Here is a 21,145-nt window from a genome sequence, read left to right as displayed (position 1 = left end):
TGCTGTGACCAGCGACTGTTCCCGACCGGCTCGGTTTACTAGGAAATCCACGTTTCGAAGTACTTGGATTTCCAATCAAAATCGCAGGTCAGGATAGGTTTCACAGAATTGTGAAGCACTGGGTAACGTGACTTGTGCAGGGCGCTCGCCGGGGCACCTGTCACGCCTGTTCCCGGCCGAGTGGCACCCACCCCGTGCACGGGTGCCGGAACAGGTGAGCCGATTCCCCGAGCCCAAAAAGCGGGCGAGGGGGACCCCAGCCTTCCGGCAATCCCGGGGGCCGGACCGACGGAGGAGCACACGTGACCGTGGAGAGCACTGCCGCGCGCAAGCCGCGACGCAGCGCCGGTACGAAGAGCGCCGCGAGCGCCAGTACGACCGGCACCAAGAGCGCCGCGAGCAAGCGGGCCGGCGCGGCCGCCAAGAAGGCCCCGGAGACGGGCGGCGAGCCGGAGCTCGTTCAGCTGCTGACCCCGGAGGGCGAGCGCGTCCCCGACGCCACGTACGACCCGTACGTCGCCGACATCACCTCCGAGGAGCTGCGCGGCCTGTACCGGGACATGGTCCTGAGCCGCCGCTTCGACGCGGAGGCGACGTCCCTGCAGCGTCAGGGCGAGCTGGGCCTGTGGGCCTCGATGCTCGGCCAGGAGGCCGCCCAGATCGGTTCGGGACGCGCCACGCGCGACGACGACTACGTCTTCCCGACCTACCGCGAGCACGGCGTCGCCTGGTGCCGCGGGGTCGACCCGACGAACCTGCTCGGCATGTTCCGCGGCGTGAACAACGGCGGCTGGGACCCCAACAGCAACAACTTCCACCTGTACACGATCGTCATCGGCTCGCAGACGTTGCACGCCACCGGCTACGCCATGGGCGTCGCCAAGGACGGCGCGGACTCGGCCGTGATCGCGTACTTCGGTGACGGCGCCTCCAGCCAGGGCGACGTCCTGGAGGCCTTCAACTTCGGGGCGGTCTACAACGCGCCCGTCGTGTTCTTCTGCCAGAACAACCAGTGGGCGATCTCCGAGCCGACCGAGCGCCAGATGCGCGTGCCGCTCTACCAGCGCGCGCAGGGCTTCGGTTTCCCCGGCGTGCGCGTGGACGGCAACGACGTGCTCGCCAGCCTCGCCGTGACCCGCTGGGCGCTGGAGCGGGCCCGTACCGGCGAGGGCCCCACCCTCGTCGAGGCCTTCACCTACCGCATGGGCGCGCACACCACCTCCGACGACCCGACCAAGTACCGGGCCGACGAGGAGCGCGAGGCATGGGAGGCGAAGGACCCGATCCTGCGCCTGCGCACGTACCTGGAGGCCGCAAACCACGCGGACGAGGGATTCTTCGCGGAACTCGAGGCCGAGAGCGAGACGTTGGGCAAACGAGTACGCGAAGCCGTGCGGGCCATGCCCGACCCGGACAGTCTCGCCATCTTCGAGCACGCGTACGCGGACGGGCACGCGCTCGTCGACGAGGAGCGAGCCCAGTTCGCCGCCTACCAGGCGTCGTTCGTGGACGAAGGGGGTAAGTGACATGGCCGCGGAAAAGGTTGCGCTCGCCAAGGCGATCAACGAGTCGTTGCGCAGGGCCATGGAGTCCGACCCCAAGGTCCTGATCATGGGCGAGGACGTCGGCAAGCTCGGTGGCGTCTTCCGTGTCACCGACGGGCTCCAGAAGGACTTCGGCGAGGAGCGGGTCATCGACACGCCGCTCGCCGAGTCGGGCATCGTCGGCACCGCGATCGGCCTGGCCCTGCGCGGGTACCGCCCGGTCGTGGAGATCCAGTTCGACGGCTTCGTCTTCCCGGCCTACGACCAGATCGTCACGCAGCTCGCCAAGATGCACGCGCGGGCGCTCGGCAAGATCAAGCTCCCCGTCGTCGTCCGCATCCCGTACGGCGGCGGCATCGGCGCCGTCGAGCACCACTCGGAGTCCCCCGAGGCGCTGTTCGCGCACGTGGCCGGCCTCAAGGTCGTCTCGCCGTCGAACGCCTCGGACTCCTTCTGGATGATGCAGCAGGCCATCCAGAGCGACGACCCGGTGATCTTCTTCGAGCCGAAGCGGCGCTACTGGGACAAGGGCGAGGTCACCTGGTCCACCAGCGGTTCCGACGCGGACGACGCCATCCCCGGCCCGCTCCACAAGGCAACCGTGGTGCGTGAGGGCAGCGACCTGACCCTCGTGGCGTACGGCCCGATGGTGAAGGTCTGCCTGGAGGCCGCCGCGGCCGCCCAGGAGGAGGGCAAGTCGATCGAGGTCCTGGACCTGCGCTCGATGTCCCCCATCGACTTCGACTCCGTCCAGGCCTCGGTCGAGAAGACCCGTCACCTGGTCGTGGTGCACGAGGCCCCGGTGTTCCTCGGTACGGGCGCGGAGATCGCGGCCCGCATCACCGAGCGGTGCTTCTACCACTTGGAGGCGCCCGTCCTGCGCGTCGGCGGCTATCACGTCCCGTACCCGCCGGCACGCCTGGAAGAGGAGTACCTTCCGGGCCTGGACCGGGTGCTCGACGCCGTCGACCGCTCGCTGGCGTACTGAGGAGAGGGTCGTGACGACGATGACTGAGAACGCGTCGGGACTCCGCGAGTTCAAGATGCCCGATGTGGGCGAGGGACTCACCGAGGCGGAGATCCTCAAGTGGTACGTCCAGCCGGGTGACACCGTCACCGACGGCCAGGTCGTCTGCGAGGTCGAGACGGCGAAGGCCGCGGTCGAACTGCCGATCCCGTTCGACGGTGTGGTGCACGCACTGCACTTCCCCGAGGGCACCACGGTGGACGTCGGCCAGGTGATCATCGCGGTGGCCGTGTCCGGCGGAGCCGCCGCACCCGCGGCCCCCGTCGCGGAAGCCGTGGCCGTGCCGGCCGCCGAGCCCGCTCCCATCGAGGAGGCCAAGCCCGAGGGGCGCAAGCCCGTCCTCGTCGGGTACGGCGTGGCGGAGGCCTCCACCAAGCGCCGTGCCCGCAAGGGCGTAGAGGTTCCGGCCCAGCAGGGCGAGACGCTCTACGCGGCCACCGCCCTCCAGGCCGAGCTGAACGGCCACGGCGTCGCCCCCGCGCAGCGTCCCCTGGCCAAGCCCCCGGTCCGCAAGCTCGCCAAGGACCTCGGTGTCGACCTGGCGACGATCACCCCGTCCGGCCCGGACGGCATCATCACGCGGGAGGACGTGCACGCGGCGGTGGCCCCGGCGCAGGCACCGGCGCCGGCCGCCGTGCCGGCTCCGCAGGCTCCGCAGGAGGCCCCGGCCCGCGTCCAGGCCCCCGCTCCGGCCGCGTCGTACGACGGCGCGCGGGAGACCCGTGTCCCGGTCAAGGGCGTCCGCAAGGCGACGGCCACCGCGATGGTCGGCTCGGCGTTCACCGCGCCGCACGTCACCGAGTTCGTGACGCTCGACGTGACGCGCACGATGCGTCTGGTCGAGGAGCTCAAGCAGGACAAGGAGATGCAGGGGCTGCGGGTGAACCCGCTGCTGCTCATCGCCAAGGCCCTGCTGGTCGCGATCAAGCGCAACCCCGGGATCAACGCGTCCTGGGACGAGGGGCACGACGGAAAGGCCGAGATCGTCCAGAAGCACTACGTGAACCTGGGCATCGCCGCCGCCACACCCCGCGGCCTGATCGTGCCGAACATCAAGGACGCGCACGACAAGACGCTGCCGCAGCTGGCGGAGGAGCTGGGCGCGCTGGTGGCGACCGCCCGCGAGGGCAAGACGTCTCCCGCCGCGATGCAGGGCGGCACCGTGACGATCACCAACGTCGGCGTCTTCGGCGTCGACACGGGCACGCCGATCCTGAACCCCGGCGAGTCCGCGATCCTCGCGGTCGGCGCGATCAAGCCGCAGCCCTGGGTGCACAAGGGCAAGGTGAAGCCCCGTCAGGTCACCACGCTGGCGCTGTCGTTCGACCACCGCCTGGTCGACGGCGAGCTGGGCTCCCGGGTGCTGGCCGACACGGCCGCGATCCTGGAGCAGCCCAAGCGGCTGATCACCTGGGCGTAGGCCCGCAGGGACGAACGGAAGGGGCCTGCCGCGCGATCGCGTGGCAGGCCCCTTCCCGTGCGCGGGGCTCATCGGCCCCCGCACGCGTGACTACTTGGCGAAGGCGTAGCTCATGAGCTTCTTCGCGTCCGACTCACGAGCCGGGATGGACGTCGAGGCGAGGACCGTACCGATGACGGTCTTGCCGTTCCGGGTGGCGGCGAAGACGAGGCAGTACTTCGCCTCGGGGCCGGAGCCGGTCTTCACGCCGATGGTGCCGCTGTAGCTGCTGAGCAGACCGTTGGTGTTGGTCCACGCGGCCATGTTGCGGGTGGTGCCGGTCTTCGTGACGGTCTTCGCGGAGTACGACTTCGTCTTCACGATCGACTTGAACGTGGAGCTCTTCATCGCGCTGCTGGCGATCTTCGTCAGGTCGCGCGGCGTCGAGTAGTTGGAGCCGTTGCCGATGCCGTCGAACGAATCGAAGTGCGTGTTCGTCAGGTGCAGGCTCGTCGCGGCGGAGTTCATCTTGCCGATGAACGACTTCACGCGGGCGGCACGGGTCGAACCCGATCCGAACTTGTCGGCCAGCGCGTAGGCCGCGTCGCAGCCCGACGGCAGCATCAGCCCGTAAAGGAGCTGGCGGACGGTGACCTTGTCGCCGACGATCAGGTGCGCCTGCGAGGCGTTGTTGGCGACGACGTAGTCGCTGTAGGCCTTCTGGATGGTGACCTTGGCGTCCAGGTTCAGGTTCGGCTGGGCCAGTACCACCTTGGCCGTCATGATCTTGGTCGTGGAGCCCGTGGAACGCCGGGTGTCCGCGGCCTTGGTGTAGAGGGTCGAGCCGGTGCCGTTGTTCATCACGTAGCCGCCCTTGGCGGCGATCGTGGGGGTGGCGACGGCGCCGGCGGGTGCGGCGCCGAAGGCTCCGGCGGCCAGAACGGCGCCGGTGGTGACGGTCACAGCGGCGGCCCTGCGGAAACGCGTGCCCTTAATGCCGGTAATCAAAATGAACGCTCCGTATGCGCGAAATGCCCCTGGGAGAACGGCACATGACAATGCCGTCTGGTGTACCGACTCCCCAGAACGGCAAAGGGATGTACGGCGAAACGGTGAAGTTTATGTGACCTGCGTTACATCCCGGTCGGCCGGGGTCCGCATGCTGGAACTCCGCCCAGGATGCGTACGTGTTGTATCTATGATGTGCGCATGCCTTCAGCCCCACCTGCCCCGGCGCGACAGCCCGTGAAGCAGCCGCCCGCCGCCGACCGCGTCTACGCACACGTCAAGCAGGGTGTCCTGGAACGCCGTTACGAGGGCGGGACGCTGCTCACCGAGGGCGAACTCGCCGACGCGGTGGGCGTCTCACGCACCCCGGTCCGCGAGGCACTGCTGCGCCTCGAGGTCGAAGGCCTCATCAGGCTCTACCCGAAGAAGGGCGCGCTCGTCCTGCCCGTCTCCGCCCAGGAGATCGCGGACGTGGTCGAGACCCGACAGCTCGTCGAGGAGCACGCCGCCCGCAAGGCCGTACCGGCGTCGCCGCGGCTCATCGCCCGCCTCGAGGAACTGCTCGACCAGCAGAAGGAGCAGGCCGCCGCCGGGGACCTGGCCGCCGCCGCGGTCACCGACCGCTGCTTCCACGCCGAGATCGTCCGCAGCGGCGGCAACGAGATCCTCTCCCGGCTCTACGACCAGCTCCGCGACCGCCAGTTGAGGATGGGAGTCGCCGTGATGCACGCGCACCCCGACCGGATCACCAAGACCCTCACCGAGCACGAGCAGATCCTTCAGGCACTGCGCTCCGGCGACGCCGACGCGGTCGTCGGCCTCATCCACGGACACGTCAGCTGGTTCTCCAACCTGGCCCGGGGCGAGGTCCGATGAGCTCCTCGGCCACGCTGCCCGGCGACCCGCCCGGCGGCCGGCGCGCCATCGCCGTGTGGGGCATCGGCGTCGCGGTCTACTTCGTCGCCGTCATCTTCCGTACGTCCCTCGGCGTGGCCGGGCTCGACGCGGCGGACCGCTTCCACGTGGGCGCCTCCGCCCTGTCCACCTTCTCCATCCTCCAACTGCTCGTCTACGCGGGCATGCAGATACCGGTCGGGCTCCTCGTCGACCGGCTCGGCACCAAGAAGGTGCTGACCATCGGCGTCGTGCTGTTCACGGCCGGACAGCTGGGCTTCGCGTTCTCCTCCTCGTACGGCATGGCGCTCGCCTCGCGCGCGCTGCTCGGCTGCGGTGACGCGATGACCTTCATCAGCGTGCTGCGCCTCGGCACCCGCTGGTTCCCCGCCCGCCGCGGGCCCCTCGTCGCACAGCTCGCGGGCCTGGTCGGCATGGCCGGCAACCTCGTGTCGACGCTCGTCATCGCCCGCCTGCTGCACGGAGTGGGCTGGACCGCCGCGTTCGCCGGCAGCGCGGCCGCCGGTGTCGTCGTCCTCGTCCTGCTGCTGCTCTTCCTGAAGGACCACCCCGAGGGGCACGAGCCCGAGCCCTTCCCGCACCGCGGCGCCGCCTACGTCCGCCGGCAGATCGCCGCGTCCTGGCGGGAACCCGGCACCCGGCTCGGTATGTGGGTGCACTTCACCACGCAGTTCCCCGCGATGGTGTTCCTGCTGCTGTGGGGGCTGCCGTTCCTCGTCCAGGCACAGGGCCTCTCCCGGGCCACGGCCGGTGAACTGCTCACCCTCGTCGTCCTGTCCAACATGGTCGTCGGACTCGTCTACGGCCAGATCGTCGCCCGGCACCACCAGGCGCGGCTCCCGCTGGCCCTCGGCACCGTCGCGGCGACGGCGGTCGTGTGGGCGACGATGCTGGTGTACCCCGGCGAACACGCGCCCATGTGGGCCCTGATCGTGCTCTGCGCCGTCCTCGGTGCCTGCGGACCCGCCTCGATGCTCGGCTTCGACTTCGCCCGCCCCGCGAACCCGCCGGAACGTCAGGGAACCGCCTCCGGGATCACCAACATGGGCGGTTTCGTCGCCTCGATGACCACGCTGCTGGCCATCGGCGTCCTGCTCGACGCCACCGGCGACAACTACCGCATCGCCTTCGCCGCGGTGTTCGTCCTCCAGGCGCTCGGCCTCAGCCAGATCTTCCGGCTGCGCGGTCAGGCGGACCGCCGCGAGCGGGAACGGCTGGTGGCGAGCAGGGTGGAGACGGTGCACGTCCCCGCGTGACCGCCGGACGCCTCCGGGCCCTGTGCTGCTCCCGGCGCGGGGCCCGCCTGTGCCGTCCTGCCCGCCCACCCGGACGGACGGCCTCGTGGACCGAAGGGCTACGGCGTGACGGTGAAGTTGCGCAGGATCGCCGCCGTCAGCTCCGGGTCGCCCTCGGTCTTGATCCGGTCGGCCACGGAATCCGCGGTCACCCGGCCGCAGGCGAGACGGACGTAGGTCTCCCAGTCCAGCGACAGGCTCGCGGCGGGACCGAGCGAGGGCGCACCGTCTATCGAACCGCGCCCGTCCGCGTCGATCCGGACCGTGCGGAGGAACTCCACGGGACCGTGCACGTCGAAGACGACCGCGGAGTTCGCCGGCGCCCCCGCGTCCTTCGCGACCACCTTCGGCAGGGCGGACAGCAGGTCGTCCCGCACGATGAGTGAACCGGGGGAGTCGAGATTCCCCGGCTGTCCCAAGGTGACGCGCAGATCCTGCTCGTGCACCCACACGTCGAACGCGCGGTTGCGCATGGCCTGTTCGAGGGTGACCTCGGTGCCGAGAGGGCCGCGCACCTTGGCGTCGGGCTGCCGCGTCTCGTTCCGCAGCTGGCGGTTGCGGCGGATGACCGTGTACTCCAGCTCGGAGGTCATCTCCGGCGCCGTGTGGTGACGGCGCACGTCGACCTGCATCTCCATGTACCGCTGGTGCTCGTTCGACACGTGGTAGAGGTCGCGGGGGAGCGTGTGGATCGGCCGCGGGTCGCCGAGCATCTCGCAGTCCAGGCCGATGACATGCGAGACGATGTCACGGACCGACCATCCCGGGCAGGGGGTCCGCCGGTTCCACTCACCCTCCACCAGCGGCTGCACCAGCTCGGATATCGCTTCGATCGAGTGGGTCCAGGCGTCGGCGTAGGACTGAAGGCTGGGATGCAGACTCACGGAACGGGACCCCTCGGGCGGTTGGGCGCGGGCAGTGCACAGGCAGCGGGTGTCTTGGGACGCTAAGTTACGCTGCTGTGAGGCACCCCGGCAGTGCTTTCGTGTGACGATCGTAGGCCCGTATCGACGGCTCGAATGCCAGGACGGTGGTAGTGTGCGCGCCTCTCTCCTCCAGATCGACGTAAACGACGACGAATCGGTCGCCGCGCGCCGGCGCCGTGTGGCGGATCTGGTACGAGATCAGGCCGGAGTCGATCTCGTGGTGCTGCCCGAGCTGTGGACCACCGGGGCCTTCGCCTACGAGGAGTTCGCGGCCGAGGCCGAACCGCTCGACGGTCCGACCCACGAGGCGATGGCCAAGGCGGCGAGCGACGCGGGCGTCTGGCTGCACGCGGGCTCGATCCCCGAGCGGGCGCCCTCCGACGGCTCCCCCTCCGAGGTCTCCCTCTACAACACCTCCCTCGTCTACTCCCCCTCCGGAGAACGTGTCGCGTCCTACCGGAAGATCCATCGCTTCGGCTTCGACAAGGGCGAAGCCGTCCTCATGGCGGCCGGCGACGAACTGGTGACGGTCGCCCTTGCGCAGACCGTCATCGGCGTCGCCACCTGCTACGACCTCCGCTTCCCCGAGCTGTTCCGCGGCCTGGTCGACGCGGGGGCGGAGATCCTCGTCGTCCCGGCCGGCTGGCCCGAACGGCGCCGCGCCCACTGGACCCTGCTCGCCCGGGCGCGCGCCGTCGAGAACCAGTCGTACGTCCTCGCCTGTGGAACGGCCGGTACGCACGCGGGAGTTCCCCAGGCCGGACACTCGATCGTCGTCGACCCGTGGGGAGAGGTCCTCGCCGAGGCGGGCTCCGGCGAGGAGATCCTCACGGTGGAGTTCGACCCCGCGAAGGTCGCGACGACCCGGGAACAGTTCCCGGCGCTCAAGGACCGGATGCTGGGTCTGGAACCTCCCCGCCGCTGACCCGGGCGCCCGGGGCCGTTCCGTCGTCCGCCGCCGTCCGCCGCCGTCAGTCGTCCCCGCGCTCCTTCTCCGCCAGGTGGATCACGCACACCGCCACCGCGATGAGCAGCGCCTGGTCGGCGTCCTCCCGGACGACGTCCACGCCGTACGTGTCGCGGAGGTGCAGCCAGCGCCGCGAGATCTGCGCCAGCAGCTCGTTGTCGTAGTCGATGGCGAACTCGCGGTCGAGGATCTTGCCGCTGACGTCGAGTTCGGTGTCGTCGACCAGGGAGACCCGGTAGTGGTTGCGGAGCAGGGACAGACGCTTGCGCTTGATGGTCGCCAGCGGTTCGCCGTCCCGCTCGATGATCATCGTGTCGCGCAGCGCGAGCATCTTCTGGTGGATGTCGATCAGGACGCGTCCGCGGGTGTCCTTCAGCTCGAAGGTGTCCCGCACCCGCATCGCCTTGCCGTCGACGAGGAAGACCTTGTTGCCGTGGTCGTCCTCGATCCAGTAGTCGTCACCGAAGCCGAGCAGCCGGTCGCGCACGAGATATCTCATGCCCTCACCGGTTCCCCGACGACCCCCGCGCAACGCCGTCGGTAGGCCGACGGGCTGAGGGGGCGGGTGCGGGCGGGGCCCTCACGGGGCCGGAGGGCGAGGTCGGGGCGGGCCGGAGCCGGGCGCTCGACGGGATGTCCGCGGCAGGTGGCACCCTTGATCCATGAACGACTCCGCCCCGGCGTCCGCCTCGACGCCCACCCCCCGCCGTGCCCGTGTCCGTGCCCCCGAACTGATCGGCAAGGGTGGCTGGCTGAACACGGGCGGTCAGCAGTACACCCTCGCCGACCTGCGTGGTCGGATTGTCGTACTGGATTTTTGGACCTTCTGCTGTATCAACTGTCTGCACGTCCTGGACGAGCTGCGGGAGCTGGAGGAGAAGCACCGGGACACGGTGGTGATCATCGGGGTGCACTCGCCGAAGTTCGTGCACGAGGCGGAGCACCAGGCGGTCGTCGACGCCGTGGAGCGGTACGGGGTGGAGCACCCGGTGCTCGACGACCCGGAGCTCGCGACGTGGAAGCAGTACGCCGTGCGGGCCTGGCCGACGCTCGTCGTGATCGACCCCGAGGGGTACGTCGTCGCGCAGCACGCCGGTGAGGGGCACGCCCACGCGATCGCGCGCCTGGTGGAGGAGCTGGAGGCCGAGCACGGGGCGAAGGGCACGCTGCGGCGCGGTGACGGGCCGTACGTGGCGCCGGAGCCCGAGCCGACCGTGCTGCGCTTCCCCGGTAAGGCGCTGGCCCTGCCGAGCGGGAACCTGCTGGTCAGCGACACCACCCGGCACCAGCTGGTGGAGTTGGCGGAGGACGGCGAGACGGTCGTGCGGCGCATCGGATCCGGCGTCCGGGGCTTCGTGGACGGAGCGGCGGACACGGCCGGATTCAGTGAGCCGCAGGGGCTGGCGCTGCTCGACGAGGGCACGGTCGTCGTCGCGGACACGGTGAACCACGCCCTGCGCCGGGTCGATCTGGCCTCCGGCGAGGTCGGCACGCTCGCGGGCACGGGCCGCCAGTGGTGGCAGGGGTCGCCGACCTCCGGACCCGCGCGCGAGGTCGACCTGTCCTCGCCGTGGGACGTCGCCCTCTTCGGCGGCAGGGTCTGGATCGCCATGGCCGGCGTCCACCAGCTGTGGGCGTACGACCCGGCGACGGAGACGGTGGGGGTCGTCGCGGGCACGACGAACGAGGGTCTGGTGGACGGGCCGGGCCCCGAGGCGTGGTTCGCGCAGCCGTCCGGCCTCGCCGCCACCGAGGAGCGGTTGTGGCTGGCGGACTCCGAGACCTCGGCCCTGCGCTGGGTCGACCGGGACGGCGCGGTGCACACGGCCGTCGGCACGGGGCTCTTCGACTTCGGGCACCGTGACGGTGCCGCGGAGCAGGCCCTGCTCCAGCATCCGCTGGGTGTGACCGCGCTGCCGGACGGCTCGGTGGCGGTCAGCGACACGTACAACCACGCGCTGCGCCGGTACGACCCGGCGACGGGTGAGGTGACGACGCTGGCCACGGATCTGCGGGAGCCGAGCGACGCCGTGCTGGTCGGGGACGACATCGTGGTGGTGGAGTCGGCCCGGCACCGGCTGACCCGGCTGCGGCTCCCCGAGGAGGCGGTGCGGGTGGAGTCGGTCGCCCACCGCACCCAGCGCGCGGCGACCGAGGTCACTCCGGGTGCGGTCCGGCTGGACGTCATCTTCCAGGCTCCGGCCGGGCAGAAGCTGGACACCCGGTACGGGCCGTCCACGCGGCTGCTGGTGTCCGCGACGCCGCCGGAGCTGCTGCTCGCGGGTGAGGGCGCGGGGACGGATCTCGCGCGGTCGGTCGAGTTGAACCCGGCCGTCGAGGAGGGGGTGCTGCATGTCTCGGCGATGGCCGCGTCCTGCGACGACGACCCGGCGAACGAGTACCCCGCCTGCCATGTGCACCAGCAGGACTGGGGTGTTCCGGTCCGGCTCGTCGAAGGCGGTGCGGACCGGCTGCCTCTGGTGCTCGCCGGTATGGACGGCTGAGGGCGGCCGGGGGACAGCTGACGGAGGGGGACGGCGGACGGTGTCCGGCCGGGGCTGACCCGGACCGGGAGCGGTCCGGGTCAGGTGCGGTCGTCCGTCCGGGGCGGGTTCGGCGGGTTCGGAGTGTCCGCCCCGGCCGTCGTCCTCGGACGGTTTCGGATCGGCTCGACGGAACCGCGCGGTGCGGTGTCGGTCCGTCGGAGCCGTCCGGTTCGGTGAGCCCGCCGCAGAGTTCGCCACAGGCGTCCGGTCGGGATCGGCGCGGTGGCCGTCCCAGCCGGATCGCCGTGGCCGTCCGGGCCGGGTCGACCGGACCGGAGCGGATGGCGTGGCCGGTCGGGACCGGCAGCCGCCCGTGGGAGTCTGACCGGTGCGGACGCCCGCGGGCGTCCGGTCGCGGTCAGACGCCGTAGCCGTCGTGGTAGCCGTCGCCGCGGTGGTGACGCTCCTCCACCACGGTGGTGGTGGGCTCCATGACCACGCGGCGCCGGCGGGCGACGCTGCTCATGGTGGCCACGCCGATCAGACCGACGATCATGAGGATCACGCCGACCACGTGGAGGTTGACCCCCGCCATGTGCCAGTCGGTCGCGAACGTGAGGATCGCGCCTACGGCGATCAGAATGATGCATCCGCCCAGGCCCATGGGTGTCCGCCTCCTTGAAGTAGCAACTCGGAGTCATTCGGGGCGTGTTCCGGGTACCCGGGACCCCGCGAGACATGCGGAGGCGAGCGCTCACGTCACAGGCCGCCGGTCCCGAACGCGGGGCGGCGGCCTGTGACACGGGGGCGGGGGCTATCCCTCCAGGAACGCCACCAGCGCGTTCGTCAGGAGGAACGGGTCGTCGGCGCCGCAGAGTTCGCGGGCGCTGTGCATGGAGAGGATGGCCACGCCGATGTCGACCGTCGTGATGCCGTGCCGGGCGGCCGTGATGGGACCGATCGTGGTGCCGCAGGGCATGGAGTTGTTGGACACGAAGGACTGGAAGGGCACGCCGGCCTTCTCGCAGGCGGCGGCGAACAGGGCGCGGCCCGAACCGTCGGTGGCGTAACGGTTGTTGACGTTCACCTTGAGGATGGGCCCGCCGTTGACGCGCGGGTGGTGCGTCGGGTCGTGCCGTTCGGCGTAGTTGGGGTGCACGGCGTGACCGGTGTCGGAGGACAGGCAGACGGTGCCGGCGAAGGCGCGTGCCCGGTCCTCGTAGGAACCGCCGCGGGCGAAGACCGAACGTTCCAGCACGCCGCCGAGCAGCGGTCCGTCGGCGCCGGTGTCGCTCTGCGAGCCGTTCTCCTCGTGGTCGAAGGCGGCGAGGACGGGGATGTACGACAGTCCGGTGTCGGCGGCGGCGACGGCGGCCAGGGCGGCGGTGCCGGCGTGCACGGACATCAGGTTGTCCATCCGCGGGCCCGCGAGCAGTTCCTTGTCGCGGCCGAGGTAGGCCGGTCTTTCGACGGAGTGGGTCATCAGGTCCCAGCCGGTGACCTCGCCGGCGGGCAGCCCCGCCTCGTCCTCCAGGAAGGCGATCAGGTCGCCCTCGCGGGGGTCGCCGAGGCCCCAGACGGGCTGGAGGTGGCGCTGCTTGTCGAGCTTGAGGCCGTCGGTGCTGACCGACCGGTCGAGGTGGATGGCGAGCTGCGGTACGCGCAGCAGGGGCCGGTCGATGTTGACCAGGCGGGTGGAGCCGTCGCGCAGGGAGAGGCGTCCGGCGAGGCCCAGGTCGCGGTCGAGCCAGGAGTTCAGCAGGGGGCCGCCGTAGATCTCGACGGCGACCTGGCGCCAGCCGTGGGCGCCGGTGTCCGGCAGCGGCTTGACGCGCAGGTTGGGGGAGTCGGTGTGCGCACCCACGATCCGGAACGGCGTGTGGGGCTCGGCGCCCTCCGGCACGTACCAGGCGACGATCGCGCCGCCGCGCAGCACGTACTTGCCGCCGCTGGTGGCGTCCCACGCGTCGGTCTCGGCGACCTGACGGAATCCGGCCTTCTCGAGCCGCTCGGCGGCGGTCGCCACGGCGTGGTACGGCGTCGGGCCGGCCGCGAGGAAGGACATGAGGTCGTCGGTGTGGCCGCGGTCGAAGCGGGTGGGTGCACTCATGGGTTCACCTTAACGACGCACGAGGGCCCGCTCCCGGGGATGGGAGCGGGCCCTCGTAAGGGGGATGTGAAGGGCGGACACCTTGGGACACCTGACTGGATGGACAGGTTCCGGTTCGGTGGGCCGCCCGGCGCCCGAGGGGCCGGCGCTTCTAGAAGGCGGCCTCGTCCAGCTGCATCAGGTCCAGGTCGACGCCCTCGGCGAGCTTGCGGGCGCCGGTGACGCCCGGCAGGACGTTGGCGGCGAAGAACTTCGCGGCCGCGATCTTGCCGGTGTAGAAGGCCTTGTCCTTGGCGGCGGCCGTCTCCAGCTTCTCGGCGGCGACGGCGGCACCGCGCAGCAGCAGGTACCCGACGACGACGTCGCCGGAGGCCAGCAGCAGGCGGGTCGTGTTGAGGCCCACCTTGTAGATGTTCTTGACGTCCTGCTCGGTGGCCGCGAGGTCGGTGAGCATCAGGCCGACGATGGCCTCCAGCTCGACGGCGGCCTTGGCGAGCTGCTCACGCGCGACGGAGAGGTCCTCGCCGCCGGTGCCGAGCGCCAGGAACTTCTTGATGTCCTCGGCGAGGGAGTTCAGCGCGGCGCCCTGGTTGCGGACGATCTTCCGGAAGAAGAAGTCCTGGCCCTGGATCGCGGTGGTGCCCTCGTACAGGGTGTCGATCTTGGCGTCGCGGATGTACTGCTCGATCGGGTACTCCTGCAGGAAGCCGGAGCCGCCGAACGTCTGGAGCGACTGGGCGAGCTGCTCGTAGCCCTTCTCGGAGCCGTAGCCCTTCACGATCGGCAGGAGCAGGTCGTTGAGGGCCTCCAGCGCGGCGGTGTCCTCGCCGGTGGTCTCCTTGACCTGGATCTCGTCCTGGATCGCGGCGGTGTGCAGGACCAGGGCGCGCATGCCCTCGGCGTAGGCCTTCTGCGTCATCAGCGAGCGGCGCACGTCGGGGTGGTGCGTGATGGTGACCTTGGGCGCGGTCTTGTCCATGAAGTTCGCCAGGTCGGGGCCCTGGACGCGCTCCTTGGCGTACTCCAGGGCGTTCAGGTAGCCCGTCGACAGGGTGGAGATCGCCTTCGTGCCGACCATCATGCGGGCGAACTCGATGATGCGGAACATCTGGCGGATGCCGTCGTGCTTGTCGCCGATCAGCCAGCCCTTGGCGGGGTGGCGGTCACCGAAGGTCATCTCGCACGTGTTGGACGCCTTGAGACCCATCTTGTGCTCGACGTTCGTGGCGTACGCGCCGTTGCGCGCGCCCAGCTCGCCGGTCTCGAAGTCGAACTCGTACTTCGGGACGAGGAAGAGGGACAGGCCCTTGGTGCCCGGTCCGGCGCCCTCGGGGCGGGCGAGCACGTAGTGGAGGATGTTCTCCGACATGTCGTGCTCACCGGACGTGATGAAGCGCTTCACGCCCTCGATGTGCCAGGAGCCGTCGTCCTGCTGGACGGCCTTGGTGCGGCCGGCGCCGACGTCCGAGCCCGCGTCGGGCTCGGTGAGGACCATGGTGGAGCCCCACTGCCGGTCGACGGCGATCTTCGCGATGTGCTTCTGGACGTCGTTGCCCTCCTCGAAGAGGATGCCGGCGAACGCCGGACCCGAGGAGTACATCCACACGGCCGGGTTGGCGCCGAGCACCAGCTCCGCGTAGGCCCAGATGAGGGAGCGGGGGGCGGTGGAGCCGCCGATCTCCTCCGGCAGGCCCAGGCGCCAGTACTCGGAGTCCATGAACGCCTGGTACGACTTCTTGAAGGAGGCCGGGACCGGCGCGGTGTTGGTCTCGGGGTCGAAGACGGGAGGGTTGCGGTCGGCGTCCGTGAAGGACTCGGCCAGCTCGTTCTCCGAGAGGCGCGTCAGCTCCTCCAGGATGCTCTTGGCGGTGTCCGTGTCCATCTCCGCGAACGGGCCGGTGCCGTACAGCTTGTCGCGCCCGAGTACCTCGAAGAGGTTGAACTCGATGTCGCGGAGATTCGACTTGTAGTGCCCCATGGCGACGGCTCCGTTAAGGGATCGGCGAGGCACTGACTCCTCGCGCCTAGATTCACGTACCAGCAAGTAGCTACGATGATGCTACCCGTCAGTAATAAGAAGCAACCCCGGATGGGCCATATGTGGCCCACTACTCTTTGACGCATGTACGGCTACGAGCAGAGCGCAGGCGCCCAGCAGGGGTACGTCCCGCCGCAGCAGCAGATGCCCGGGCAGATGCCGGGCGGGCAGATGCCCGGCGGGTACGGACAGCAGCCGCCGCTGTATCCCGAGCCGTCCCCGCCCTCCCTCGCGGACGCGGTCCGCGCGTTCACCACGGGCTCGATGGCCGCCGAGGACTTCCAGCAGGTCTTCGCGACCTCCAAGGTGTACTGCCCGCGCGGCGACAACCCGGGCTTCCTGGCGCTGCACAACACGCAGCAGCCGGTCATCCCCATGTTCACCTCGCTCAAGGAGCTGCGCCGCTACGCCGGCAAGGAGTCCAAGTACTTCGTGATCACCGGCGCCGAGGTCATCGACCTGCTGCCCACCGGCTACGGCTTCGTGATCGACATGGAGGGCGAGCACCGGATGGTCTTCGACGCGAAGGCCGTGGAGCAGATGGTGGACTTCGCGATGCGCCGTATGTACGGCTGACACGGCTGACGTGCGAACAGGGACGCCCGGAGGGAATGCCCTCCGGGCGTTCGTCGTTACGGGTGGCAGAAAGTTCAACGCTCAACTAAACTCGAAGCACAAGGAGGTACCGACATGCCTGCAGTGACCGTCGAGAACCCGCTGGCCCTGCCCCGAGTGGCTGCGCCGGCCGACGCCGTGGACCGTCCCGTGCTGACCGTGACGACCGCGCCCAGTGGCTTCGAGGGCGAGGGTTTCCCGGTCCGCCGCGCGTTCGCCGGGATCAACTACAAGCACCTCGACCCGTTCATCATGATGGACCAGATGGGCGAGGTGGAGTACGCGCCGGGCGAGCCGAAGGGCACCCCCTGGCACCCCCACCGCGGCTTCGAGACCGTGACCTACATCATCGACGGCGTCTTCGACCACCAGGACTCCAACGGTGGCGGCGGCACCATCACCAACGGTGACACCCAGTGGATGACGGCGGGCTCCGGCCTGCTGCACATCGAGGCGCCCCCGGAGTCCCTCGTCATGTCCGGCGGTCTCTTCCACGGCCTCCAGCTGTGGGTGAACCTCCCCGCCAAGGACAAGATGATGGCCCCCCGCTACCAGGACATCCGCGGTGGGACGGTGCAGCTCCTGAGCACCCCGGACGGCGGCGCGCTGCTGCGCGTCATCGCCGGTGAGCTCGACGGTCACCAGGGCCCCGGCATCACGCACACGCCGATCACCATGGTCCACGCCACGGTGCGGCCGGGCGCCGAGATCACCCTGCCGTGGCGCGAGGACTTCAACGGCCTCGCGTACGTCCTCGCCGGACGCGGCAGCGTGGGAGCGGACCGCCGGCCGGTGCGCACCGGCCAGACCGCCGTCTTCGGCGCGGGCTCCTCGCTGACCGTCCGCGCGGACGAGCAGCAGGACTCCAACACCCCCGACCTGGAGGTCGTCCTCCTCGGCGGGCAGCCGATCCGCGAGCCGATGGCCCACTACGGCCCGTTCGTCATGAACACCCGCGACGAGCTGCAGCAGGCCTTCGAGGACTTCCAGAAGGGCCGCCTCGGGACGGTCCCCGCGGTGCACGGCATGTCGGAGGGCGGCCTCTGAGCGAGGCCGGGTCCTCCCGGGCGAGCGGCCCGCGGGCCGGGCCGTCGCTCACGAGCGTTGAACACGGGAAGCCCCGTCCGCCACGGCGGACGGGGCTTCCCCGTGCCCCCGCCGCTCCCCCCTCCCCCGCCGACTCCTTCCCCGCCTCCCTCGTTCGGCCGCCCCGGAGCGCCGCCCGGGCTGACGCATGGTCAGGTGAGGAGGTGCAGCTACTCCCCGAAGGCGCCCGGCGGTTGGCGGCCTGGTGCGTCGTGATCCTGCTCGCGGCCGGGGTGGGCTGGGTCGGAATCCTCCTGTGCGGGGAGTTCCGCACGGCGGTGGTCCCCGTGCTGCTCGCCCTGCTCGGGACCGCCCTGCTCGGGCCGCTGTACCGCCGGTTGCTGAAGATGCGGGTCAACCAGTCGCTGGCCGCCGCGCTCACCTGTGTCGCGGTGGCCGTGGTGGTCGGCGGCGCCGTCTACATCGTCGTCGCGGCGCTCATCCACACCGGCGGCCAGATCGTCACCTCGCTGCGGCAGGCGGCCCGTTCCGTCGCCGAGCACTTCGGCGCGGCGGGCACCTCGCTCGACGATCTCGCCGCCCACTCCAAGGAACTGCTGGCCAAGTTCGGCGGCACGGCCGCGGCCAACGTCATCAGCGGGGTCAGCGTCGTCGGCGAGACCCTCGCCATGGCCGTCCTCGCCCTGCTGCTCGTCTTCTTCTTCCTGCGGGACTCCGACCGCGTGGCCGGGGCCCTGCGCACGCTGGCACCCCGGGGGACCGCCGACCTCGTCGAGGCCATGGCCCGGCGGGCCTTCGGGGCCGTCGAGGGGTTCATGCGCGGAACGACCCTCATCGCGCTCATCGACGCCCTGTGTATCACCGTCGGCCTGCTGATCCTGCGCGTGCCGGGCGCGGTGGGGCTCGGCGCGCTCGTCTTCGTGGGCGCGTTCCTGCCCTACCTCGGCGCGTTCATCTCCGGCGCGGTCGCCGTACTGGTCGCGCTCGCGGACCGCGGGTTCGTCATCGCCCTGTGGGCGCTCGGGGTCGTCGTCGCGGTGCAGGTCCTGGAGGGGCACGTCCTCCAGCCGATGATCCAGAGCCGGACGGTGCAGATGCATCCGGCGGTGGTGCTGCTGGCGATCACCGCGGGCGCGTCCGTCGCCGGGATCCTGGGCATGCTGCTCGCCGTCCCGCTGACCGCGGCGGTCTTCGGGGTCGTCCACGAACTCCGCGAGCTCTACGGGCCGGGCGGGCCGGCGGCACCGGGGGTGCCCGGCGTACCGGGACCTTCGGAGGAGCCGTAGCCCGCGGGCCCGGGTCCGGCCTCCGCCGCCTTCCCGAGGTCGCCCTCGTCCGCGGGGCCCGGGGTCCGCCCCGGACCGCCCGTGTTCCCGGGAGCGCCGGTCGCCCCGGGCCGCGTGGTCCCCGCGAAGCCGGCCGCGTCCTCGAAGTCGGCCGCGTCGCCGAACGCCTCCAGCGCCTCCAGCATGGCGGCGTCCCGGGTGGTCTCCGCCCTGGCGGCTTCCGGATCCTGCTCCTCCGAGAACTCGAACCAGATGCTCTTCCCCTCGCCCCGCGGGTCCACCCCCCAGGCGTCCGCGAGCAGTTCCACGAGGACCAGTCCGCGTCCGGACGAGGCCAGTTCCCCGGGGTCACGCCGGTGCGGCAGGTCGTCGCTGCCGTCGGTGACCTCGATGCGCATCCGCCGCTTCCCCGGCTCGCCCGTCACCGCGGCCGCGAGCAGCGCGTCGGCGTCGGTGTGCACGAGGACGTTGGTGATCATCTCGGAGACGAGGAGGACCGCGGAGTCGAGCTGGTCGGCGGAGGCCCAGTCGTGCAGCAGCTCGCGCAGCTGCTGGCGGGCGCTCGCGATCCGCTCGGGCTCGGCCTGCGCCACGGTCAGCATCGTGCGGCGCACCGTCGGCCGCACGGTGGGCGTCGCGCCGCCGTAGCCGCGCTCCGCCTCCCGGGACAGCAGCAGCACGGCGATGTCGTCCTCGCGGCGGTCCGCCAGCGGGCCGGTGGTGTGGTGCGAGGAGGGTCCGTGCACGGCCTGCACAAGGGCGTCGGCGAGGGCCTCCATGTCGCCGTCGTGGGACTCGAGCGTCCGGCGGATCCGCCGCCAGCCGGTGTCCAGGTCGTGGCCGCCGGTCTCGATGAGCCCGTCGGTGCAGACCAGCATCGTCTCGCCCGGCTCCAGGACGAGCCGGGTGGTCGGGTAGTCGGCGTCCGGGTCGATGCCGAGCGGCAGCCCGCCCGCGGTGGAGCGCATCAGCACCGTTCCGTCCGCCATACGTATCGCGGGGTCGGGGTGCCCGGCGCGAGCGATGTCGAGGGTGCCGGTCGCCGGGTCGACCTCGACGTAGAGGCAGGTCGCGAAGCGCAGGTCGCCGGGTTCGCCGTCGCCGTCGTCGGCGCCGCCGCTCGACCCGTACGTCACCGAGTCCATGACCCCGTAGAGGAAGCGGGAGGCCCGGGACAGCACCGCGTCCGGGCGGTGGCCCTCGGAGGCGTACGCGCGCAGCGCTATCCGGAGCTGGCCCATCAGGCCCGCCGCGCGGACGTCGTGGCCCTGGACGTCGCCGATGACCAGCGCGAAGCGGCCGGTCGGCAGGGGGATCACGTCGTACCAGTCGCCGCCGACCTGGAGTCCGCCGCCGGTCGGGACATAGCGCGCCGCGACGCTCATGCCCGGCATCTGCGGGCCGAGCGTCGGCATCATCGAGCGCTGCAGACCGTCGGTCAGCTCCCGCTCGGTCTCGGCGGCGCCGGCGCGGGAGAGTGCCTGGGCGAGCATGCGGGCCACGGTGGTGAGGACCGAGCGTTCGTCGGGCGTGAAGGAGACGGGATACGTGAAGGCCGCCATCCAGGCGCCCATGGTGCTGCCCGCCACGGTGAGCGGCAGGAACGCCCAGGACTGCCGCCCGAAGTGCTGTGCGAGCGGCCAGGAGACCGGGTAGCGCTCCTTGTAGGCCTCCGGGGAGGAGAGATAGACCGCCCGGCCCGTGCGGACCACCTCGGCGGCCGGGTAGTCCGTGGCCAGCGACATGTGCGTGAAGGGACCCTCGTCGCCCGGCTGGTGCCCGTGGTGGCCGATGATCGTCAGCCGGTCGCCCTCGGCGCCGAAGACGGCGAGTCCGTCCGGGGAGAAGCCGGGCATGGACAGCCCGGCCGCGACACGCAGCACCTCCGCGGTGGAGCGGGCCTCGGCCAGCGCCCGTCCCGCGTCCAGCAGGAACGCCTCCCGCGAGCGGCGCCAGTCCCCGGTGACCGGGGTGCGGGCGGCGGCGCCCGGAGGCTGCTCGGTGACCTCCTGGAGGGTGCCGACCAGCTCGTAGTGGCCCGTTTCGGGGTCGACCGTGGGTCTGGAGCGGCTACGGACCGTGCGCAGTACCCGCCCGTGCCCGTCCATGATGCGCATCCGGGCCTCGGCGAGCGTGCCCTCGGCCACCGCGAGCTGGACCACCCCGTCCATCTCGTTCCAGTCGACGGGGTGCACATGGGAGCGCACGCCCGCTTCGGTGAGGGTCGCCTGCTCCGCGGGCAGGCCGATGAGACGGGCAGCCTCCGCGTCGAAGGTGACGAGGCCCGCGGCGTTGTCCCAGCGCCACAGGCCGGTCGCCAGAGTGGCCAGGACGTCCCCCACAGCGGGCAGGGGCTCACCAGTGCGCATGGGCCCACTGTAGGAACAGGTGATCGGTGCCTGCCACCGAAGCCGTCCGGGACAAGGGCTGCGCGGGGCGCGGAACGGTCCGGGTCGCCGGCCTCGTCCGGGCCGCGGCGCTG

17 protein-coding genes are annotated in these 21,145 nt (G+C 71.0%); 10 read left to right on the top strand and 7 right to left on the bottom strand.

Annotated elements, in window-relative coordinates; all coding sequences use genetic code 11:
• The first annotated feature begins 302 nt into the window (after positions 1–302).
• Genes pdhA through ABZT74_RS01040 form a run of 3 tightly spaced genes read left to right on the top strand, consistent with a single transcriptional unit; the run spans position 303 to position 3,991 of the window.
• Positions 303–1,526: a pyruvate dehydrogenase (acetyl-transferring) E1 component subunit alpha gene (pdhA, locus tag ABZT74_RS01050; protein WP_355873218.1), complete on the top strand. Its 1,224-nt coding sequence runs from the start codon at positions 303–305 to the stop codon at positions 1,524–1,526.
• Position 1,527: 1 nt separating this feature from the next.
• Positions 1,528–2,532 carry an alpha-ketoacid dehydrogenase subunit beta gene (locus tag ABZT74_RS01045; protein ID WP_356432771.1) on the top strand — a complete coding sequence of 335 codons (1,005 nt, stop codon included), beginning with the start codon at positions 1,528–1,530 and terminating at the stop codon, positions 2,530–2,532.
• Positions 2,533–2,542: 10 nt separating this feature from the next.
• On the top strand, positions 2,543–3,991 hold the full coding sequence (locus tag ABZT74_RS01040; protein WP_356432769.1) for a dihydrolipoamide acetyltransferase family protein: 1,449 nt from the start codon (positions 2,543–2,545) through the stop codon (positions 3,989–3,991).
• A gap of 90 nt (positions 3,992–4,081) precedes the next feature.
• On the opposite strand, the gene ABZT74_RS01035 is transcribed toward ABZT74_RS01040, so the two are convergent.
• Entirely contained in the window at positions 4,082–4,978 is an 897-nt protein-coding gene (locus ABZT74_RS01035) for a D-alanyl-D-alanine carboxypeptidase (RefSeq protein ID WP_355873209.1), read from the bottom strand.
• Between the two features lie 201 nt (positions 4,979–5,179).
• Between ABZT74_RS01035 and ABZT74_RS01030 the strand changes: the two genes are divergently transcribed.
• Both ABZT74_RS01030 and ABZT74_RS01025 read left to right on the top strand, forming a co-directional pair.
• Positions 5,180–5,854 carry a GntR family transcriptional regulator gene (locus tag ABZT74_RS01030; protein ID WP_355873207.1) on the top strand — a complete coding sequence of 225 codons (675 nt, stop codon included), beginning with the start codon at positions 5,180–5,182 and terminating at the stop codon, positions 5,852–5,854.
• Positions 5,851–7,149 (top strand): MFS transporter, encoded by a 1,299-nt coding sequence (locus ABZT74_RS01025; RefSeq protein ID WP_356432767.1) that lies wholly within the window; start codon positions 5,851–5,853, stop codon positions 7,147–7,149. The genes ABZT74_RS01030 and ABZT74_RS01025 overlap by 4 nt, the downstream gene beginning before the upstream one ends.
• Positions 7,150–7,247: 98 nt before the next feature.
• Here the strand turns inward: ABZT74_RS01025 and ABZT74_RS01020 are convergent, their stop codons facing one another.
• Positions 7,248–8,072, bottom strand: a complete 825-nt coding sequence (locus tag ABZT74_RS01020; RefSeq protein WP_355873201.1) for a maleylpyruvate isomerase family mycothiol-dependent enzyme — start codon at positions 8,070–8,072, stop codon at positions 7,248–7,250.
• 154 nt (positions 8,073–8,226) lie between these two features.
• Between ABZT74_RS01020 and ABZT74_RS01015 the strand changes: the two genes are divergently transcribed.
• Positions 8,227–9,039, top strand: coding sequence for a carbon-nitrogen family hydrolase (locus ABZT74_RS01015; RefSeq protein WP_356432765.1), 813 nt, complete (start codon positions 8,227–8,229; stop codon positions 9,037–9,039).
• Positions 9,040–9,085: 46 nt separating this feature from the next.
• Here the strand turns inward: ABZT74_RS01015 and ABZT74_RS01010 are convergent, their stop codons facing one another.
• Complete coding sequence (locus tag ABZT74_RS01010) at positions 9,086–9,580, bottom strand: LURP-one-related family protein (RefSeq protein ID WP_356432763.1); 495 nt, start codon at positions 9,578–9,580, stop codon at positions 9,086–9,088.
• Between the two features lie 163 nt (positions 9,581–9,743).
• Between ABZT74_RS01010 and ABZT74_RS01005 the strand changes: the two genes are divergently transcribed.
• On the top strand, positions 9,744–11,585 hold the full coding sequence (locus ABZT74_RS01005) for an NHL domain-containing thioredoxin family protein (RefSeq protein ID WP_356432761.1): 1,842 nt from the start codon (positions 9,744–9,746) through the stop codon (positions 11,583–11,585).
• A 400-nt stretch (positions 11,586–11,985) separates the two neighbouring features.
• Here the strand turns inward: ABZT74_RS01005 and ABZT74_RS01000 are convergent, their stop codons facing one another.
• From ABZT74_RS01000 to ABZT74_RS00990, 3 genes are all read right to left on the bottom strand, one after another.
• A complete protein-coding gene (locus ABZT74_RS01000; RefSeq protein WP_355873186.1) occupies positions 11,986–12,231 on the bottom strand; it encodes a DUF6458 family protein in 246 nt (81 codons plus the stop codon).
• 150 nt (positions 12,232–12,381) lie between these two features.
• A complete protein-coding gene (locus ABZT74_RS00995) occupies positions 12,382–13,677 on the bottom strand; it encodes a M18 family aminopeptidase (protein WP_356169009.1) in 1,296 nt (431 codons plus the stop codon).
• Positions 13,678–13,828: 151 nt separating this feature from the next.
• Positions 13,829–15,655, bottom strand: a complete 1,827-nt coding sequence (locus ABZT74_RS00990; RefSeq protein WP_355873181.1) for an acyl-CoA dehydrogenase — start codon at positions 15,653–15,655, stop codon at positions 13,829–13,831.
• A 144-nt stretch (positions 15,656–15,799) separates the two neighbouring features.
• Here ABZT74_RS00990 and ABZT74_RS00985 point away from each other — a divergent pair, with 144 nt between their 5' ends.
• The 3 genes from ABZT74_RS00985 (at position 15,800) to ABZT74_RS00975 (ending at position 18,663) form a co-directional block, all read left to right on the top strand.
• Entirely contained in the window at positions 15,800–16,291 is a 492-nt protein-coding gene (locus ABZT74_RS00985) for an SseB family protein (protein ID WP_081218408.1), read from the top strand.
• A gap of 114 nt (positions 16,292–16,405) precedes the next feature.
• Complete coding sequence (locus tag ABZT74_RS00980; protein ID WP_355873178.1) at positions 16,406–17,377, top strand: pirin family protein; 972 nt, start codon at positions 16,406–16,408, stop codon at positions 17,375–17,377.
• Positions 17,378–17,580: 203 nt separating this feature from the next.
• Entirely contained in the window at positions 17,581–18,663 is a 1,083-nt protein-coding gene (locus ABZT74_RS00975; RefSeq protein WP_355873176.1) for an AI-2E family transporter, read from the top strand.
• On the opposite strand, the gene ABZT74_RS00970 is transcribed toward ABZT74_RS00975, so the two are convergent.
• The gene (locus ABZT74_RS00970; protein ID WP_356432758.1) at positions 18,597–21,032 is read right to left on the bottom strand and encodes a SpoIIE family protein phosphatase; all 2,436 of its coding nucleotides are present in this window, start codon (positions 21,030–21,032) and stop codon (positions 18,597–18,599) included. The genes ABZT74_RS00975 and ABZT74_RS00970 overlap by 67 nt on opposite strands.
• Between the last annotated feature and the right edge of the window lie 113 nt (positions 21,033–21,145).

Origin of the sequence: Streptomyces sp. NPDC005302 (genome assembly GCF_040607345.1) — a bacterium.
Lineage (GTDB): Bacteria > Actinomycetota > Actinomycetes > Streptomycetales > Streptomycetaceae > Streptomyces.
The sequence above is the reverse complement of the archived record's forward strand: the minus strand, read 5'-3'. Positions and strand labels throughout refer to the sequence as shown.

Excerpts from the sequence above, each read along its gene's own strand:
- ABZT74_RS01045 (WP_356432771.1), top strand. The coding sequence starts at position 1,528 with ATGGCCGCGGAAAAGGTTGCGCTCGCCAAGGCGATCAACGAGTCGTTG.
- ABZT74_RS01030 (WP_355873207.1), top strand. The coding sequence starts at position 5,180 with ATGCCTTCAGCCCCACCTGCCCCGGCGCGACAGCCCGTGAAGCAGCCG.
- ABZT74_RS01025 (WP_356432767.1), top strand. The coding sequence starts at position 5,851 with ATGAGCTCCTCGGCCACGCTGCCCGGCGACCCGCCCGGCGGCCGGCGC.
- ABZT74_RS01010 (WP_356432763.1), bottom strand. The coding sequence starts at position 9,580 with ATGAGATATCTCGTGCGCGACCGGCTGCTCGGCTTCGGTGACGACTAC.
- ABZT74_RS01005 (WP_356432761.1), top strand. The coding sequence starts at position 9,744 with ATGAACGACTCCGCCCCGGCGTCCGCCTCGACGCCCACCCCCCGCCGT.
- ABZT74_RS01000 (WP_355873186.1), bottom strand. The coding sequence starts at position 12,231 with ATGGGCCTGGGCGGATGCATCATTCTGATCGCCGTAGGCGCGATCCTC.
- ABZT74_RS00995 (WP_356169009.1), bottom strand. The coding sequence starts at position 13,677 with ATGAGTGCACCCACCCGCTTCGACCGCGGCCACACCGACGACCTCATG.
- ABZT74_RS00990 (WP_355873181.1), bottom strand. The coding sequence starts at position 15,655 with ATGGGGCACTACAAGTCGAATCTCCGCGACATCGAGTTCAACCTCTTC.
- ABZT74_RS00985 (WP_081218408.1), top strand. The coding sequence starts at position 15,800 with ATGTACGGCTACGAGCAGAGCGCAGGCGCCCAGCAGGGGTACGTCCCG.
- ABZT74_RS00980 (WP_355873178.1), top strand. The coding sequence starts at position 16,406 with ATGCCTGCAGTGACCGTCGAGAACCCGCTGGCCCTGCCCCGAGTGGCT.
- ABZT74_RS00970 (WP_356432758.1), bottom strand. The coding sequence starts at position 21,032 with ATGCGCACTGGTGAGCCCCTGCCCGCTGTGGGGGACGTCCTGGCCACT.